The organism is Kribbella soli, from assembly GCF_004331345.1.
Taxonomy (GTDB): domain Bacteria; phylum Actinomycetota; class Actinomycetes; order Propionibacteriales; family Kribbellaceae; genus Kribbella; species Kribbella soli.
This window is the reverse complement of record NZ_SJJZ01000002.1, coordinates 615,874-633,699: the sequence shown is the minus strand read 5'-3', so window position 1 is coordinate 633,699 and position 17,826 is coordinate 615,874. Positions and strand designations below refer to the sequence as shown.

Sequence of the window (17,826 nt, the reverse complement as noted above, 5' to 3'; positions counted from 1 at the left end):
CCAGTAGAGGTAGGTGAAGGCTGAGGGTGGCCGGTGATCAGCGATGATCACCGGCCACCACGCCGAGCACGGTGTTCGCATATCTAGTCCGCCGGGTGATCGGAGCAGTACTCCTGCTCTTCATCGTCACGGCCGTCACGTTCGGGATCTTCTTCCTCGTCCCGAGACTCGGTGGTGCCACCGCCGACGACCTGGCCGGCCGTTACGTCGGCAAGAGCGCGGGGCAGGAGCAGATCCACAACACTGCGGTCCGGCTCGGCTTCACCGACCCTCTCTACGTGCAGTACGGCCGCTTCGTGAAAGGCCTCGTAGTTGGCCAGGACTACAACTACGGCACCGGAACCGAGCGATGCCCGGCTCCGTGCTTCGGCTACTCGTTCCTGACCCAGCAGCCGGTCTGGCCGGACCTGGTCGCGCGAATACCCGTGACTGCGTCGCTCGCCGGTGGTGCGGCCTTCATCTGGCTCATCACCGGCGTCGGCACCGGCATCGTCTCGGCACTGAGACGTGGGTCGGTGCTGGACCGATCACTCATGTCGGTGGCGCTCGCGGGTGTGTCGCTGCCGATCTTCTTCACCGGCCTGCTGTCGCTGTCGATCTTCAGTTACGGCCTCGGCTGGACCCAGCAGGGCGGCGTCAACCCACTCGACGAGACGAACCCGTTGTGGTGGGCGTACGACCTGATCCTCCCGTGGGTCACGCTGGCCTTCCTGTACGCCGCGGCGTACGCACGACTGACCCGGGCCGGCATGCTCGAGACGATGAACGAGGACTTCGTCCGGACCGCCCGCGCCAAGGGCCTCACCGAGCGAACCGTGGTGCTGCGGCACGGCCTGCGGTCGGCGCTGACGCCGATCCTGACGATCTTCGGTCTCGACCTCGGCCTCCTCATGGGTGGAGCGATCCTCACCGAGACCACATTCTCGCTGCCCGGCATCGGTCAGTACGCCGTCATCGCGCTGCGCGCCAACGACCTGCCGAAGGTGCTCGGCGTGACCCTGGTCGCCGCGTTCTTCATCGTGCTGGCGAACCTGGTCGTTGACCTCCTGTACGCCGTCGTCGACCCGAGGGTGCGGATCTCGTGACCGAGCCGATCGAAGAAGCCCAGGATTCCGCACAGCAGGATTCCGCACAGCAGGACTCCGTGCAGCGGGTGGAGCGAGGCGAAGCCTTCCTCGACGTCCGCGACCTGAAGGTGCACTTCCCGACCGACGACGGTGTGGTGAAGTCCGTCGACGGCATCTCGTTCCAGCTGGAGCGCGGCAAGACGCTCGGCATCGTCGGCGAGTCCGGCTCCGGCAAGAGCGTCACCAGCCTGTCGATCATGGGCCTGCACAAGCCGGGTGTCGCGAACATCAGCGGGCAGATCTTCCTCGACGGCCAGGACCTGGTGACGTCGACGCGTGAAGAGGTCCGGCTGCTGCGCGGCAAGCGGATGGCGATGATCTTCCAGGACCCGCTGTCCGCGATGCACCCCTTCTACACCGTCGGCACGCAGATCGTCGAGGCGTACCGGGTGCACAACCAGGTCAGCAAGGCGGTCGCGAAGAAGCACGCGATCGAGATGCTCGACCGGGTCGGCATCCCGCAGCCGGACCGCCGGGTGGACGCGTACCCGCACCAGTTCTCCGGCGGCATGCGGCAGCGCGCGATGATCGCGATGGCGCTGTCCTGCGACCCCGACCTGCTGATCGCCGACGAGCCGACGACGGCCCTCGACGTCACCGTGCAGGCGCAGATCCTGGACCTGATCCGGGACCTGCAGCGCGAGTTCAACTCGGCCGTCATCATCATCACCCACGACCTCGGTGTGGTCGCCGAGCTGGCCGACGACATCCAGGTGATGTACGCCGGCCGCGCGGTCGAGTACAGCACCGCGGAGGACATCTTCGACCGCCCGCAGCACCCCTACACCTGGGGTCTGCTCGGGTCGATGCCGCGGATCGACCGGGAGCGCTCCGAGCGGCTGATGCCGATCAAGGGCACGCCGCCGAGCCTGATCAACGTGCCGAAGGGCTGCGCGTTCAACCCGCGCTGCAACTACGCGCACCTGAACGGCGGCGCCAGCGAGACCGAGCGGCCCGAGCTGCTAGACACCGGTAACGGCCACCTGGTCGCGTGCCATCTCTCCCCGCAGGAACGCCAGAAGGCGTGGGAGACCGACATCAAGCCGAAGCTGTGAACGGGACGACTGTGAGCACTCCAGGGACTACTGCCGACGCCGAATCCACTCCCGCCGTTCCGAAGATCGGTGAGGAGATCCTGTCGGTCGACGGACTCGTCAAGCACTTCCCGATCCGCAAGGGCATCCTGCAGCGCCAGGTCGGTGCAGTGCAGGCGGTCGACGGGCTGACGTTCAACGTGACCCGTGGCGAGACGTTGTCGCTGGTGGGCGAGTCCGGCTGTGGCAAGACCACGACCGGCCGGTTGCTGACCCGGCTGCTGGAGCCGACGTCGGGCAAGATCGTGTTCGAGGGTCGCGACATCAGTCACCTGCGCGAGGGCCAGATGCGTCCGCTGCGCCGCGACGTACAGATGATCTTCCAGGACCCGTACGGTTCGCTGAACCCGCGGCACACGGTCGGCAAGATCGTCGGTGCGCCGTTCCGGCTGCAGAACGTGAAGACCGAGCACGGCGTGAAGAAGGCCGTGCAGGAGCTGCTCGAGCTGGTCGGTCTGAGCCCGGAGCACTACAACCGGTACCCGCACGAGTTCTCCGGCGGTCAGCGGCAGCGGATCGGGATCGCGCGCACGCTGGCGCTCCGGCCGAAGCTGATCGTCGCCGACGAGCCGGTGTCCGCGCTGGACGTGTCGATCCAGGCCCAGGTCGTGAACCTGCTGGAGGACCTGCAGGAAGAGTTCGACCTGACGTACGTGATGATCGCGCACGACCTGTCCGTCGTACGGCATGTGTCGGACCGTGTCGCGGTCATGTACCTCGGCAAGATCGTCGAGCTGGCCGACCGCGTCGACCTGTACGAGAAGCCGATGCACCCGTACACGGTCGCGCTGTTGTCCGCCGTACCGGTGCCGGACACCAAGCGGAAGGCCAAGCAGGAGCGGATCCGGCTGCAGGGCGACGTCCCCAGCCCGATCAACCCGCCGCCGGCGTGCCGCTTCCACACCCGCTGCTGGAAGGCGCAGGAGATCTGCAAGGTCACGGAGCCACCGCTGGTCGAGCTCGCCCCGGGTCACCAGACCGCCTGCCACTTCCCGGAGAACGTGGAAGCACCGGCCGCCAAGGCGGATTCGGCCGACTGATCATTCGGCCAGGTCGATGATCGGCCCGCCGGTCGGCAACGCGAACGGCGCGATCCGTGGCGGCGTCGTGCTGAAGATGAGCTTGGAGAAGTTCGGTACGGCGACCTTCACGGCGCCGGTCGCGGCGGTGACGACGAGCAGATCTGTCTCGGCCGCCTCCGAGAACCGGCGCTTGCCTGCGGCAATGAATCTGTCGTCGTCGAGCCACTGGCCGAAGAACAGGCTGTCGTAGGCGTACGGCAGCTTGATCTTCCGGCCGGTCTCCACCTCGTACAGCTTGGGGCCGGCCCAGCCCGGTTCGATGCTGATCAGGGCGTCGTCCGTCTCAGTGAAGAGGTACCTCGCGGCCGGCGAGAGGAACGCCTGCTGGCCGGAGAACCTTGCGGGAGCGGTTGCGGACACCGTCTTCGCGACCGCCAGGCTCACGGCGGGTGGACGCTGCTCGAGCGGTTGCTGGAACACGATCTGCCCGGCCGTCACGGCGCGGACCGCGATCGTCGAGACCTTGGCGATCAGTTCGCCCTGGTTCTTCCGGATGTCCCAGCGGTACAGGCCGTCCAGCGTGCCGAAGTACGCCGTGTTGCCGTCGAGGGCGACGATCTCCGGGCCGTGGGCGAGGCTGGCGTACTTCGGGAACTTGTTGCCGATCGGCGTCCGGACGAGTTCGCGGCCCGCGGCGACGTCGTACACGACCGACTCGCCCTGGTCGTTGTGGGTCTCGACCCAGGCGACCAGATTGCCGCGGTGGTCGGCGGTGAGTCGCCAGGCGCTCTTGCCGAGGCTCCGGACGCCGGCCCGGTCAGCCACGTGGATCGCGTTGTCGGCGTTCAGGAACACGAAGCCCGCGTCGGTCTGGACGAAGGCGGTCACCTTGTGCGGTGCCACCGAGATGACCTCGGAGCCGTAGTGGATCTCGTTGCCCAGTGCAAAGGTCGCGCGGCGCGGCGTGAATGGCCCGGGGTGGGCCGGCTGGGGTTGTTCGTTGCGGGGCCTCAGCACGCTCGCTCCGCCGACGGCCACGGCCGCGGTCGCGACAGCACCGCCGAGGATGCCGAGGGTGCGCCGCCGAGCGGCACGGTGGTTGCCGGCCGCAATGATGCCGTCGAGGTCGAGCGGCGGCGGCTCGGTGCCGGCGGCACGCTCGGCCAGGGTGTCCCTGAGGAGGTCGTTCATTCGGTGACTCCTGCCTTCAACACAACATCGGAGCCCAGGCGGGTCCGGAGCTTTTTGAGTGCGTCGGAGACCTGGCTCTTCACGGTCCCGACGCTGCAGCCGAGGATCTCGGCGGTTTGCGGTTCGGTGAGATCTTCGTAGTACCGCAGCACCAGCGCGGCCCGCTGCCGCGGTGGGAGCTTCTGCAGTTCGCGCCACAGCCAGACCCGGGCGGTCGCGTCGTCGGCGCTGACGGGCTGATCGGGTACGTCGTCGTACGGCCGCTCCGCGCGCCAGGACTTCCGGCGCCACCAGCCGATCGCGGTGGTGGTGATCGCGCGGCGGGTGTACGCCTCGGCGTTGTTCGGATCGCGGAGCCGGTGCCAGCCGACGTACGTCTTGACCAGCGCCTCCTGGACGAGGTCCTCGGCGAGGCCGCGGTCGCTCGTCAGCAGGTACGCGTACCGGAAGAGCGCGCCGTGCCTGCTGGTCGCGAACTCGGCGAACGCGGTCGCCTCGGCCATCTGTCCCCCTTGGTCCGTCTACCCTCCCTGACGTGGGGACGTAGGCAAAGGGTTGGGCGTTGCAGCAAGAAGCAACCGGGCGATCAGCGCGTGACCGGCCGCGTCCGGGTGATCACCGTCGGAGGCGAGCAGCGCGGTGATGTCGGCGCTGTCCTCGAACGGCGTGTAGATGTCGACGTACGTCGCATCGTCGGCCCGCGCCGCGGCGGCGATCGCGTTGTTGGTGCGGACGGTGAGCTGGTCGCTGGCGATCCGGCCGCTGGGGGTGTACTGCTGCTTGGCCACGTCGCCGTCCTTGAAGACGTTCCAGTAGCCGGTCATCAGGATCGTGGTCGGCAGATCGCCGCGGAGCGCGTGCACCCGGCTCAGGATCCGGCCGAGGTTGGCGGTCAGCTGCTCGTACTCGTCGGACACGCAGTCGCCGGTGCACTGTCCGCTGGTGACGTCGTCGTGGTGGTCGCCGAAGTCGTTCGCGCCGATCGTGAGCAGTACGACGTTGGCGGCTTTCGCGGTCTGCTCGACGAGGGAGTTGCGCTGGTCGAGCTCCTGCAGCAGACCGGTCGAGTCGAGGCCCGCGACGCCTTGGTTGTCGACCGTGACCGGTACGGCGGAGCGGTTGTGGAGCAGGTCGCCGTACAGCTGGGGGAAGGCGGCGCAATCACAGTTGGACCCGGAGGTGACCGAGTCGCCGAGGGCCACCACCCGGACCTCACCAGGCTTCGGTGGGAGGACCTCGCTGACCGTGTCGGCACCGGTGACCGCGCTGACGAACGCGAGCACGAGCAAGCCGGCAGCGAGCCGCCGCAGTGTCTGGATCACGCCGGTTTGGTGTGGCTCCCTTCGTGCTGGGGGAGGACGAGCTGGTTCGCGAGCCAAGGATAGGCCGACGCGAACGCGGGCGCGGCGAACTGCCACACGTGGGTGCCGGGGGAGATCTCGACCCGGGACCAGATGCCCACCTTGGCTCCGGCCTTGGACAGTTCCTCGGCCTCGTGCTGGTGGCGCAGCTCCTCGGTGCTGGTCAGGAACAGGCCGTTGACCCCGTGGTACTTGCCGTGGGCACGCATCACGAGGAGCGGTTCGTTGGCCTTCTCCAGCGCCACGTCGCCGCCGTACAGATCGTGCAGGCTGGCGGCCGGCGTCGTGGTGTACGGCGCGAGGTCGCCGGAGATGTCGACGAAGTGGTCGAACACGTCCGGGTGCTCGACGACCAGGTCGAGGGCGCAGGTGCCGCCCATCGAGAACCCCGCGACGGCCCACTGCCGCGGGTTGGTGGAGGCGCCGAACGTCTTCTCGACGTACCGCGGGATGTCCTCGTCGAGGTGGTCGGCGGAGTTGCCCCGCGGACCGTTCACACACTCGGTGTCGTTGTCGAAGCGATGTGTGGCGTCGACGAAGACCAGGATCGGGGCGAAACCGTGGTGCCGGTGGGCGTACGCGTCGGACACCTGTACGGCGTTGCCGAGCCGCACCCAGTCACCCGGCCCACCGCGCTCGCCACCGATCAACTCGACCGCCGGCAGCGCCTGCCGGTGCGCGCTGCGGACGAACCAGATCGGCGGCAGGTACACGAGCTCCTGCCGGTGGTCGAAGTGGCTGTATGTCGCGGGGATGTCCACCGCGACCAGCCGCCCCGCCGGCGGCATCTTCGTCGTACCGGCCGCGTGGGCGAGCCCCGACATCGACACCTGCCCCGGCAACGGCGTGTCGGTCCAGTCGTTCACCGCGGAGTCGATCGTCGGGTAGTACCCAACGAACTGGTTGATCCCATTCGCACAAACCACCCCCGCCAACCCCACCGCCAAAACCCCAGCCCCCCGCCGCCACCACCGAGCCGACCGCCACCCCACCCCAAGCACGATCAAGGCGCCCACACCCACCCCAAACCACAACCAAACAACAAACGGCAACGGATCCGTCAGCCCAACCACCTTGGCCCCCGGATAAGCCGCCACCAGAGTCACCAGCCCAGCCCCACCAGCCAACCAAGGCATCCGCCGCCGCCACCGCCGATCCCGCCATCCCACCGCCGCAACCAACACACCGGCAGCCAGCACCTCCAGCACCACCGGAAACCATCCCCCGAGCAGCGACACACTCATCCGACCCTCCAAACCAGCAGACCCACTGCCGAGACGCCCAACCGGCCAAACAGGTTGGCAAGCACCCGCCGCCCTCAGCTCCCTCTCAGGAACCGACGTACGCCCGCAACACCTCGAGCGCGTCCTGCCCGTCCTCAAGAGGCACGTCTCGGCTCGCGAGGTACCTCATGGCGAATCCGCCGTCGAAGTCCGCCCAGGTCACCGCCACGTAAAGCGCGTCTTCCGGAGCGATGGTCGCGAGAATCGGCTCATCGAGGCCGTCGAACATCCGCGGCAGGGGAAGCTCCGGAGCCCAGTGCGGCGGCTGTTCGATGCGAAGGTACGTGAGGAACTCCGGGGCGAAGTAGACGTCCTCGTACGGGGCGATGCCTTCGTCCGAGAGGCGTCGGTCGAGATCGAGCCGGACCTGCCTGAGCAAACCCCGCTCGGCTCCCGATGCCTGCTGCTCGGCATGCCAGAGCAAGGCAACGGCCGTCGGCGCAAACGCTGCCGTGGTCGCAACGATGCACTCCCGAAGCCCGGCCAGATCGTCGAGCAGCGACGGGTGCCTCGCGGCGATGGCTGCGAGTTCGACCCCAGAACCATCGACGTCGGGTGGCGGAATTGCGTGGCCCAGGAGGTTGCGGACGTAGTTTGTCGGGAGATCGGCGGCCGCCCGCGAGAGGAGCACCACGATTGCGCGCTTGACGTTCCCGTTGATGGGCGGGCGACCCGACACGATGGCGAGCAGACCCAAGTACCATTCGAAGTCATAAGGTAGTAGGTGGCCGAAGCGCGGCGTCCCCGTGCTGTCGAACTGGATCATCGCGATCTGCGAGATCGCGTCCAGATCTGCCTCTCTCCAAGGGTCGTCGCTCGAGCGCGTGACGTTGGCGCCCACCGTCAATCGCGCCTTGGTTTCGGGGTCGCCCACAAGCTCTGCCTCGTTGATCATCGGATCGTGGGTGGGCTCGAGGCGAAGGCAGACCCGAAACTCCCACCAGGGACGTTGCTCTTCAGAAGCCTCGATGGCCAGGACCTGCATGACCGTGTACCAGCCGACCATGTCCATGCCGGCGCGCCACAGGCGTACCATCCCGCGCCAGCCGTCGCCGTTGTTCTCGAGGTCGAACAACTCGAGCACCGAGACAGGCTCAGTGTCCAGCCCGACGCGCAGGATGGTGAGGTTGGCGGTGTAGCAGGCCCGGCGGCGTACCGGGTGGTAGGGGAGCGGGCGGTAGAGCTGGTCGTCGGGGTCTGGGCGGGTTTGTTCGCGGCGTAGGAGATGGCTGATCGTGGCCTGGAGGGACGGGTGTTGTCCTTCGGGGAGCTGCTCCGCGAGCTCGGCGATGAAGATTCGGACGGGTGCGCGGGTGCTGATTGGTTGGTGGCTGAGGAGGCGGCGGAGGAGGGTGTCGTCGAGGCCGGTTGGCTGCGGGCTGAGTGAGGTGGTTTCCAGGTCGCGGTGGCGCATCAGTTGGACCAGGAGTTCCAGGACCAGTTCCGCGACCAGGAACTCGCCGAAGGTGGCGTGGAGGAATTCGTAGGCGCTGCGTTGTTCGCGGTCGGCCCGGGGGTTGTGGACGAACATGAACTCGCCTAGGACGCGGTCGGCCGCGCTCAGGGGCTGGAGTCCGGCGGCGGTGCCGGTGGGTGGGTCGAGCGCGGCGAGATCCGCGTTCAGTTCGGTGTCGGTGATGTGCTGGCGGCCGCGGTTGAACATGCCGATGGCGGCGTACTGCAACTGACGGCGTTGCTGACGTTGCAGCAGCTTCTGTTCGGCGTCCGAAGCGTCCGGTGCCGTCTTCTCGGTGATCTGGCGGGTGATGAAGCGGTCCATGATCCGCTGGTACAGCTCGCTCTGGGTGAGGTCGGCGCCGCCGAGCTGGTTCGCGCCGAGCTCGGCCAGGTAGACCGCGAGCATGAGCAACAGCAGCGGCTGGCTGCTCAGCTCGGTGATCTCGTCCGAGGCCGTCATCTCCTCGATTTCGAGCGGCACGAACTCGGCGAGCCCGGCGTGCGCGGCGTTCCAGGCGGCGAGCCAGCGCTCGATCCGCGGCCGGTCGAACTCCCGCAGCTTGATCATCGGGGTGTCCGCGGCGATCTCGGCGCGGTCGGCGACGACCGTCCGGGAGGTGACGATGACCGAGGTCGGCGTACCGAGGGTTCGGGCGCGCTTCTGGAACTCCTCGATCTTCGACAGGTACGCCGACTGGGTGACGCCGGTGGCCTGGACGAGTTCGTCGAAGCCGTCCAGCAGTACGACGAGATGACACTGGTGCGGGCAGCTGCTCACGTCATTGCAGGACTCGCACGCCCCGCATTCCTGACGTAGCTCGTCCAGATCGGCGTTCGGCCGCTGAAGAGTCCGCTGCAGCTCCTTGTTGATCTGGAGCGTTAGGTCGTCGTCGGGATTGACCGAACGGAGCGGTACGCGGACGACTGCGAACGCGTCGTCCGGCAACTGGGCCGCGAGCACCTCGGTGAGGAGCGACTTTCCAGCCCCGGGATGGCCGAGCAGGAGCAGTGGCCGACGGGCGCCCTCGGGACTCGCCAAATAGCTCGCGACGTACTCGACCAGCGACGAATGCTCCGGCTGCTCAGACCACCAGTCCTCGTCTGAAGGCCGCGATCGGCCGTCCGCGACGGCGTAGTGGAACGACGGTTCGACGAACCCGTCCCGGACCATCGGTGACGCGACGGACTGCGTACGCGACCGCAGCAACGGCTCGTCGAGGACTTCCCGGGCCGCGAGTGCCAACTTCTTGCGGTAGCTGTTCCGCGGCGCGGGACTGCCGGGCATGACCATCTTGAGCATGATCCGCAGCTCGCCCAGCGCCGCCGCCTGTACGTCTCCCTGCGTGCGGATCAGCTCGCGGGTCCCGGAGAATTCGTTCAGCGTCACCCACAGACTGAACGGCGCGGAGGTGCTGAGCTCAAGCATCCGGCTCCTGTACAGCGACGCCGCCCGTTCGACGATCACATCCAGCAGCGCGGCCGCCGGCACCGGCTCGAGCCGGCTCCAGGCCTCGAGTCCGGTGAAGAAGTCGAGGCAGCGTCGCCCGAGCCGCTCGTAGTACGGCTTGAGGTTGCGGTCGAGGTTCTCCTCGAGCCCGAGTTCCGGCGACGACAACGGTACGACTGCGTCGAACAGGTCGTCGGGGTCGGTTCCAGGAACCGCGAGCAGCCGGCGCCGCTCCTGGTCGGTCAGGCCGAGGTCGCGGTACTTCGGCCCGATGATCTGGGGCAGCGCGTCGAAGAACGACGAGACCGCTGTGATCGTGTGGGCGGCCACGACGAGCTCGAGCTGGTTCTTGTCCTTCGTGCCGCGCAGTCGCTTGGACACGTTCGTCACGATCGTGTCGAGCAGGCTGACAGCCTCGTTCTTGGGGTCGATCAGTGCCAGCCAGCCCGCTGCGGTGATGCCGACCACCGGGCCGCCGGCGACGAAGGCGGCGCCAGCACCGACGAACAGGGCTCCGCCGAAGATCTTGCCGAGGACGTTGCCGGCTTTGCGGTCGGGGTCCAGGAGCTCCAGCGCGCCGGTGAACGTGTAGGGCGAGCGGGCCACAGCGGTGCTCCTTGGGTGAGACGAAACCGGAGACCAAACCTACCGAGTAATTGTGGCCTTGGTGGTAGGAGGATTTTCCTGCGATAGGGGCCAGAATCCCTCCACCGATGGGCTGGAAACTCTCCACTAAGGGCGAGTCGTGCCGGCGAGCGGGCCCTGAGGCCCGTGGTGGGCCGGAGACGGCCTGTTGCTGTCAATCTCGTCGTACGTCGAGAGTCGTAGGGTCGGGGCATGTTCGATCATCTGGTTCTGGCTACTGACGATCTTCGGAAGAGTGTGGCGGAGTTTGCTGCGGCTACTGGGGTGGAGCCTGTTGAGGGTGGGCGGCATGTGGGGCGGGGGACGCGGAACTATCTGGTCGGGTTCGGTGCTGCGTCGTACCTGGAGATCATTGGGCCTGATGTGGAGCGGCCGGTTGCGGGGGCGATGCCGTTCGGGATCGAGGGGCTTCGGGGTGCGCGGCTGGTGACGTGGGCGGTTCGGGCGGCGGATCTCGAGGCCGCGGTGGTTGCGGCGCGGGTGGCTGGTGCGGATCTCGGGTCGATCGAGCCGATGAGTCGGAGGACGCCCGCGGGGGAGTTGCTGAGTTGGCGGCTGACCTCGACGTACCCGGCGCCGTACGACGGGATTGTGCCGTTCCTGATCGACTGGGGGACGAGTCGGCATCCGGCGGGGTCGGGGTTGCCGTCGGTGGAGCTGGTCGACTTCGGGGCGACGCACCCACGGCCGAACGAGGTCAACGCCGTACTCGAGGCTCTGGAAGTCGACCTGAGAGTGGCGGTGGGTGAGCCTGGATTGCAGGCTACGGTCGCCGGGCCGGGAGGTACGTACTCGCTGCGGTGAGTTCAGTGGGTGTCGCAGCCGGAAGTCCTGTGCGCTGCGTTCGACAATGTCGAACGATGGGCGTTGTGCCGCCTCACGATCGCTCCTACATTCCAGCAAGCCGTGGTCGTCACGGCGGGGAAGGGAGGTTCGGTATGGCTACGACCGAAGCGGTCAAAGCGAAGACCCTTCTGGGGGAGTGTTCGGCGGAACTGGCGGGCACGTTCATCCTGATCCTGTTCGGCGTCGGCGTGGTGGCGCAGGTGGTGGCGGGCGGGATCGGGGACCACGACTCGATCTCGTGGGCGTGGGGTCTGGGTGTGACCATGGGCATCTACACCGCGGGCCGGATGACCGGCGCGCATCTGAACCCGGCGGTGACGATCGCGCTGGCGGCGTTCCGCGGGTTCAGCTGGAAGAAGGTGCTGCCGTACGTGGTGGCGCAGTTCCTCGGGGCGTTCCTGGCGGCGCTCGTGGTTCGCTGGAACTACACCGAGGCGATCGGCAAGGTGGACCCCGGGCACACGATCAAGACCCAGGGCATCTTCTCCACCCTGCCCGGCAACGGCAGCCTGGATCTCGGCGTGCACATGTGGGGCGGCTTCCGGGACCAGATCATCGGTACGGCGATCCTGATGTTCGTGATCCTGGCGATCACCGACCTGCGCAACACGGCCCCGGCGGCGAACATGGCGCCGTTCCTCGTCGGCCTGCTGGTGGTCGGGATCGGGATGGCGTGGGGCACCAACGCCGGGTACGCGATCAACCCGGCCCGTGACTTCGGTCCCCGGGTCGCGTCGTTGATCACCGGCTACGGAGGAGCACTCAAGGATCAGTTCGGGGACTACTACTTCTGGGTGCCGATCGTGGCACCGATCATCGGCGCGCTGGTGGGTGCGTTCCTGTACGACCTGCTGGTCGGCCGGAACCTTCCGATCGCCGACGAGGACGAGGAGCCGGGCCGCATCCCGGAGGAGAAGACCGCAGCATGACCGCGCAGCGTGAGGAGAGGACTATCCATGGCTGACTTCGTCGGCGCCGTCGACCAAGGCACCACGAGCACCCGCTTCATGATCTTCGACCACTCCGGCAACGAGGTGGGCAAGCACCAGCTGGAGCACGAGCAGATCCTGCCGCAGGCCGGCTGGGTCGAGCACAACCCGGTCGAGATCTGGGAGCGCACCAGCTCGGTGATCCAGACCGCGCTGGGCTCGAAGGGTCTGCAGTCGAGCGACCTGGCGGCGCTCGGCATCACCAACCAGCGCGAGACGGCTGTGGTCTGGAACCGCAAGACCGGCCGGCCCTACTACAACGCGATCGTCTGGCAGGACACCCGGACCGACCGGATCGCCTCCGCGCTCGAACGCGAGGGCAAGGGCGATGTCATCCGGCAGAAGGCCGGCCTGCCGCCGGCGACGTACTTCTCGGCCGGCAAGGTGCAGTGGATCCTGGACAACGTCGACGGCGTCCGGGCGGCGGCCGAGGCCGGTGACGCCGTGTTCGGCAACACCGACACCTGGCTGCTGTGGAACCTGACCGGTGGCGTGAACGGTGGCGTACACATCACTGACGTCACGAACGCCAGCCGCACGATGCTGATGAACCTCGAGACCCTCGACTGGGACGACGAGCTGATCAGCTTCTTCAACATCCCGCGGCAGATGCTGCCGGAGATCCGGCCGTCGTCGGATCCGAACATGTACGGCGAGACGCTCGCCAACGGTCCGCTGGCCGGCGTCGTACCGCTGACCGGCGACCTGGGCGACCAGCAGGCGGCGACTGTCGGTCAGGTGTGCTTCAACCCTGGTGAAGCGAAGAACACCTACGGCACCGGCAACTTCATGCTGCTGAACACCGGCACCGAGCTGGTCCGCTCGAAGGCCGGCCTGCTCAGCACGATGTGCTACAAGTTCGGCGACGAGGCCCCGGTGTACGCGCTGGAGGGCTCGATCGCGGTCACCGGATCCGCGGTGCAGTGGCTGCGGGACCAGCTCGGCATCATCTCCGGTGCGAGCGAGACCGAGACGCTCGCCCGTCAGGTCGAGGACAACGGCGGCGTGTACTTCGTGCCAGCGTTCTCCGGCCTGTTCGCGCCGTACTGGCGGTCCGACGCCCGGGGCGCGATCGTGGGTCTGTCGCGGTTCAACACCAACGCGCACCTGGCGCGCGCAACACTGGAAGCGATCTGCTACCAGAGCAAGGACGTCGCGGACGCGATGGAGAAGGACTCCGGCGTGCGGCTCGACGTACTGAAGGTGGACGGCGGTGTGACGGCGAACGAGCTCTGCATGCAGATGCAGGCCGACATCCTCGGGGTACCGGTGAGCAAGCCGGTCGTCGCGGAGACCACCGCGCTCGGCGCGGCGTACGCGGCCGGTCTGGCCGTGGGGTTCTGGAAGACCAAGGACGAGCTGGTGCAGAACTGGAACGAGGACAAGCGGTGGAACCCGCAGTGGAACGACGAGCAGCGTGCTCAGGGGTACGCCGGGTGGCAGAAGGCCGTCCAGCGCACGCTTGACTGGGTCGACGTCGACTGATCAGGCAGTATCGGTAAGGCTGGCAACTAGCTCGGAAGGACGAACACAGTGGCTGTAGTGGCTCTGTCACCGCAAGCAAGGGCCGACGCGATCGACGCGCTGGCCGACGGGCGCGAACTGGACGTCCTGGTGGTCGGTGGCGGGGTGGTCGGCACCGGCGCGGCGCTCGACGCCGCGACCCGTGGCCTGACGACCGGACTGCTGGAGGCCCGCGACTTCGCGAGCGGCACCTCCAGCAGGTCCAGCAAGCTGATCCACGGTGGCCTGCGCTACCTGGAGATGCTCGACTTCCGGCTCGTGCACGAGGCGTTGCAGGAGCGCGGTCTGCTCCTGCAACGCCTGGCACCGCACCTGGTGAAGCCGGTGCCGTTCCTGTACCCGCTGCAGCACCGTTGGTGGGAGCGGTTCTACGCCGGCGCGGGTGTCGCGCTGTACGACGGTATGGCGGTCAGCTCCGGCCTCGGCGCCGGACTGCCGATCCACCGGCACCTGACCCGGCGCGGCGCGATGCGGCTCGTGCCGTCGCTCAGGAAGTCCGCACTGGTCGGCGCATTGCAGTACTACGACGCGCAGGTCGACGACGCGCGGCACACGATGGAGCTCGCCCGGACCGCGGCGTCGTACGGCGCCTTCGTCGCCAACCGGGTGAAGGTCACCGGTTTCCTGCGGCAGGGCGAGCGGGTCACCGGCGTCCAGGCGAAGGACCTGGAGAGCGGGCACGAGTTCGAGGTCCGCGCGAAGCAGGTCGTGAACGCGACCGGTGTCTGGACCGACGACACGCAGGCGATGGTGGGGGAGCGCGGGCAGTACCACGTCCGCGCGTCGAAGGGCATCCACCTCGTCGTACCGAAGGACCGGATCCAGTCCAGCACCGGGATGATCCTGCGGACCGAGAAGTCCGTGCTGTTCATCATCCCGTGGGGCCGGCACTGGCTGATCGGCACCACGGACACCGACTGGCATCTGGACAAGGCGCACCCGGCCGCGACCAGCAAGGACATCGAGTACCTGCTCGACCACGTCAACGCCGTTCTCACCACACCGCTTACCCGCGAGGACGTCGAGGGCGTGTACGCCGGGCTGCGGCCGCTGCTCGCCGGCGAGTCGGAGAGTACGTCGAAGCTGTCCCGCGAACACGTCGTCGCGCACGCGGCGCCGGGTCTCGTAGTGGTTGCCGGTGGCAAATACACGACGTACCGGGTGATGGCCAAGGACGCGATCGACGCGGCCGCGGACGCGCTCGACGGACGGGTGCCGCGCAGCGTCACGAAGAACATCCCGCTGGTCGGCGCGGACGGCTACCAGGCGCTGTGGAACCAGCGGCACCTGATCGCGCAACGGTCCGGCCTGCACGTCGCCCGGATCGAGCACCTGCTGAACCGGTACGGCGCGCTGATCCACGAGGTCCTCGATCTGGTCGCCGAGGATCCGTCGCTGGGCGAGCAGCTGCCCGGTACGCAGGACTACCTGAAGGCCGAGATCGTGTACGGCGCCAAGGCCGAGGGCGCCCGTCACCTCGACGACATCCTGGCCCGGCGTACCCGGATCTCGATCGAGGCCTGGGACCGCGGCGTCGGCGCCGCCGAGGCGGCGGCCCGGCTGGTCGCGCCGATCCTCGGCTGGGACGAGGCGACGATCGAGCGCGAGGTCTCGTTCTACACCCGGCGGGTCGAGTCCGAACGCGACTCGCAGGACCAGCCCGACGACGAGTCCGCCGACAAGGTCCGCCTCGAAGCACCGGACATCGTCTCCCCGGCCTAGTCCGGAGGGGTGGGGAGGGCTGCACTACACAGCCCTCCCCAAGTTTCGTCAGCCGTTGGCAACCGTGACGACGTAGTTGGAGCCGTCGTCGCTGAAGGTGTAGTCGCCGGGACCGTTGATGGTCTTGGCGCCGAGGTTGTCGTCGTCGTCCGGCCAGTCACCCTCCATCAGGGTCAGCACCTTGCCCTGCGGTACGGCGACGTTCTGGACGTCCTTGCTGTCACCGGTGGTCATCTGCACCGGCCCCCAGATGGTGCTGCCGTCGACCACCAGGTACGCGTCGTCCGCACCGGTGTTGTCCTCCTGCTCGTTGCACTTGATGTGCGTGATGACCAGGCCTGCCTGTGGGGTCGCATCGGCCGCGACCGGTGCGAAGGCGATGGTGCTCAGTCCGAGCCCGGCGGCGGCGAGAATCCTGCCTGCTGACAACATGAGCGTGCTTCCTCCCGAGTTGGAATTACCTGATGGCTCAGGACGCTAAGCAGGCGATGTATCAAGCGTTTGACAGCCACATCTCGGCTGAAGCTCTTCGGCTGTGCCCGAAAGGGTTGCTACAGGTCTTGGTCCTCGGGGCGGATCCAGTTGAAGGTGCGTTGGACGGCGGCCTGCCAGTTCGCGTACTCCGTGGCGCGGCGGGCCGGATCCATGTGCGGCATCCATTGGCCGGCGCGATGCCAGTTGCTGCGCAGGCCTTCCAGGTCGGGCCAGTACCCGACGGCCAGTCCGGCGGCGTACGCCGCTCCGAGCGAGACCGTCTCGGTCACCATCGGACGGACCACGCGGACGTCGAGCAGGTCGGCGATGAACTGCATCAGCAGGTTGTTGGCCGTCATCCCGCCGTCCACCTTCAACGCGGTCAGCGCGATCCCGGAGTCGGCGTTCATCGCGTCGACCACCTCGAGGGTCTGGAACCCGGTCGCCTCGAGGACGGCGCGGGCCAGGTGCCCCTTGGTGATGTAGCCGGTCAGCCCGGCGATCACGCCCCGCGCCTCGCTGCGCCAGTGCGGCGCGAACAGTCCGGAGAACGCGGGCACGATGTACGCGCCGCCGTTGTCCTCGACCGTCCGCGCCAGCGTCTCGATCTCGGCCGCGGTGTGGATCATCCCGAGCCCGTCCCGGAACCACTGCACGAGCGACCCGGTGACCGCCATCGAGCCCTCGAGCGCGTACGACGCCGGCTGGTCACCGATCTGGTACGCGACCGTTGTGAGCATCCCGTGCTTGGACCGGACGATCTCCTGCCCGGTGTGCAGCAGCAGGAACGAACCCGTGCCGTACGTGCACTTCGCCTCGCCCGCGCTGAAGCACGTCTGCCCGAACAGCGCCGCCTGCTGGTCGCCGAGCGCCGCACCGATCCGGACACCCGGGAGTACTTCGGTCGCGGTCGCGAACACCCCGGACGACGGCCGGATCTCGGGCAGGATCGCTCGCGGTACGTCGAACGCCTCGAGCAGCTTGTCGTCCCAGTCCAAGGTCTCGATGTTCATCAGCATCGTGCGGCTGGCGTTGGTGACGTCGGTGACGTGCCGCGCCTGACCGTTCGGGCCGCCGGTGAAGTTCCAGATCAGCCAGGTCTCCATCGTCCCGAACAGGACCTCGCCGCGCTCGGCCCGCTGCCGCAGACCGGGCGTGTGGTCGAGCATCCACTTGATCCGCGGCGCGGAGAAGTACGTCGTCAGCGGCAGACCGCACAGGTCCGCGAACCGGTCCGCTCCCTCGTCACCGGCCAGCTCGGTGACGAGCCGGTCGGTCCTGGTGTCCTGCCAGACCACCGCGTGACCGATCGGCTGTCCGGTACGTCGGTCCCACAGCAGGCTCGTCTCGCGCTGATTGGTGATGCCGATGGCAACGACCTGCGACGGCGCGGCGCCGATCTGCCGGATCGCGGCCGGCACGACGCGGGCCACGTTCCGCCAGATCTCCTCGGCGTCGTGCTCGACCCAGCCCGGTCGCGGGAACAACTGCCGATGCTCCCGCTGGGCGACCGACACCAGCCGTCCGCGCCGGTCGAACAGAATGCACCGACTCGAGTTCGTCCCCTGGTCCACCGCGGCCACATACTGCTCAGCCATGCCCCCACCCCCCACTCACCCGGTCCCGCTCCATCGCGCCAACAG

General features: G+C 67.8%; 14 protein-coding genes. 7 read left to right on the top strand and 7 right to left on the bottom strand.

Going from position 1 to position 17,826, the window contains the following annotated elements; genetic code table 11:
• The first annotated feature begins 71 nt into the window (after nt 1-71).
• From E0H45_RS17210 to E0H45_RS17200, 3 genes are all read left to right on the top strand, one after another.
• Nucleotides 72-1,085, top strand: a complete 1,014-nt coding sequence (locus tag E0H45_RS17210) for an ABC transporter permease (protein ID WP_131338428.1) — start codon at nt 72-74, stop codon at nt 1,083-1,085.
• 68 nt (nt 1,086-1,153) lie between these two features.
• The gene (locus E0H45_RS17205; RefSeq protein ID WP_202872463.1) at nt 1,154-2,182 is read left to right on the top strand and encodes an ABC transporter ATP-binding protein; all 1,029 of its coding nucleotides are present in this window, start codon (nt 1,154-1,156) and stop codon (nt 2,180-2,182) included.
• An 11-nt stretch (nt 2,183-2,193) separates the two neighbouring features.
• Nucleotides 2,194-3,261 (top strand): ABC transporter ATP-binding protein, encoded by a 1,068-nt coding sequence (locus E0H45_RS17200; protein WP_131338424.1) that lies wholly within the window; start codon nt 2,194-2,196, stop codon nt 3,259-3,261.
• Here the strand turns inward: E0H45_RS17200 and E0H45_RS17195 are convergent, their stop codons facing one another.
• From E0H45_RS17195 to E0H45_RS17175, 5 genes are all read right to left on the bottom strand, one after another.
• Entirely contained in the window at nt 3,262-4,434 is a 1,173-nt protein-coding gene (locus E0H45_RS17195; RefSeq protein WP_131338422.1) for a hypothetical protein, read from the bottom strand.
• Nucleotides 4,431-4,937, bottom strand: coding sequence for a SigE family RNA polymerase sigma factor (locus E0H45_RS17190; protein WP_131338420.1), 507 nt, complete (start codon nt 4,935-4,937; stop codon nt 4,431-4,433). Before E0H45_RS17190 ends, E0H45_RS17195 begins: the two co-directional genes overlap by 4 nt.
• An 18-nt stretch (nt 4,938-4,955) precedes the next feature.
• Entirely contained in the window at nt 4,956-5,756 is an 801-nt protein-coding gene (locus E0H45_RS17185; protein WP_165546491.1) for an SGNH/GDSL hydrolase family protein, read from the bottom strand.
• Nucleotides 5,753-6,721 (bottom strand): alpha/beta hydrolase, encoded by a 969-nt coding sequence (locus tag E0H45_RS17180; protein WP_165546490.1) that lies wholly within the window; start codon nt 6,719-6,721, stop codon nt 5,753-5,755. Before E0H45_RS17180 ends, E0H45_RS17185 begins: the two co-directional genes overlap by 4 nt.
• Before the next feature lie 403 nt (nt 6,722-7,124).
• Nucleotides 7,125-10,589, bottom strand: a complete 3,465-nt coding sequence (locus E0H45_RS17175; protein ID WP_131338415.1) for an NACHT domain-containing protein — start codon at nt 10,587-10,589, stop codon at nt 7,125-7,127.
• A gap of 231 nt (nt 10,590-10,820) precedes the next feature.
• Here E0H45_RS17175 and E0H45_RS17170 point away from each other — a divergent pair, with 231 nt between their 5' ends.
• From E0H45_RS17170 to E0H45_RS17155, 4 genes are all read left to right on the top strand, one after another.
• Entirely contained in the window at nt 10,821-11,432 is a 612-nt protein-coding gene (locus E0H45_RS17170) for a VOC family protein (protein ID WP_131338413.1), read from the top strand.
• 134 nt (nt 11,433-11,566) lie between these two features.
• Nucleotides 11,567-12,403, top strand: coding sequence for an MIP/aquaporin family protein (locus E0H45_RS17165; protein WP_131338411.1), 837 nt, complete (start codon nt 11,567-11,569; stop codon nt 12,401-12,403).
• 27 nt (nt 12,404-12,430) lie between these two features.
• Nucleotides 12,431-13,948, top strand: coding sequence for a glycerol kinase GlpK (gene glpK / locus E0H45_RS17160; RefSeq protein WP_131338409.1), 1,518 nt, complete (start codon nt 12,431-12,433; stop codon nt 13,946-13,948).
• Between the two features lie 48 nt (nt 13,949-13,996).
• Nucleotides 13,997-15,709, top strand: coding sequence for a glycerol-3-phosphate dehydrogenase/oxidase (locus E0H45_RS17155; protein WP_131338408.1), 1,713 nt, complete (start codon nt 13,997-13,999; stop codon nt 15,707-15,709).
• Between the two features lie 48 nt (nt 15,710-15,757).
• Here the strand turns inward: E0H45_RS17155 and E0H45_RS17150 are convergent, their stop codons facing one another.
• Together E0H45_RS17150 and glpK (E0H45_RS17145) are read right to left on the bottom strand one after the other, a co-directional pair.
• Nucleotides 15,758-16,141, bottom strand: coding sequence for a hypothetical protein (locus tag E0H45_RS17150; RefSeq protein ID WP_131338405.1), 384 nt, complete (start codon nt 16,139-16,141; stop codon nt 15,758-15,760).
• A gap of 119 nt (nt 16,142-16,260) precedes the next feature.
• The gene (glpK, locus tag E0H45_RS17145; RefSeq protein WP_131338403.1) at nt 16,261-17,781 is read right to left on the bottom strand and encodes a glycerol kinase GlpK; all 1,521 of its coding nucleotides are present in this window, start codon (nt 17,779-17,781) and stop codon (nt 16,261-16,263) included.
• Between the last annotated feature and the right edge of the window lie 45 nt (nt 17,782-17,826).

Coding starts and splice junctions, on each gene's coding strand:
- E0H45_RS17195 (WP_131338422.1), bottom strand. CDS start 4,434: ATGAACGACCTCCTCAGGGACACCCTGGCCGAGCGTGCCGCCGGCACC.
- E0H45_RS17190 (WP_131338420.1), bottom strand. CDS start 4,937: ATGGCCGAGGCGACCGCGTTCGCCGAGTTCGCGACCAGCAGGCACGGC.
- E0H45_RS17170 (WP_131338413.1), top strand. CDS start 10,821: ATGTTCGATCATCTGGTTCTGGCTACTGACGATCTTCGGAAGAGTGTG.
- E0H45_RS17165 (WP_131338411.1), top strand. CDS start 11,567: ATGGCTACGACCGAAGCGGTCAAAGCGAAGACCCTTCTGGGGGAGTGT.
- glpK (WP_131338409.1), top strand. CDS start 12,431: ATGGCTGACTTCGTCGGCGCCGTCGACCAAGGCACCACGAGCACCCGC.
- E0H45_RS17150 (WP_131338405.1), bottom strand. CDS start 16,141: ATGTTGTCAGCAGGCAGGATTCTCGCCGCCGCCGGGCTCGGACTGAGC.
- glpK (WP_131338403.1), bottom strand. CDS start 17,781: ATGGCTGAGCAGTATGTGGCCGCGGTGGACCAGGGGACGAACTCGAGT.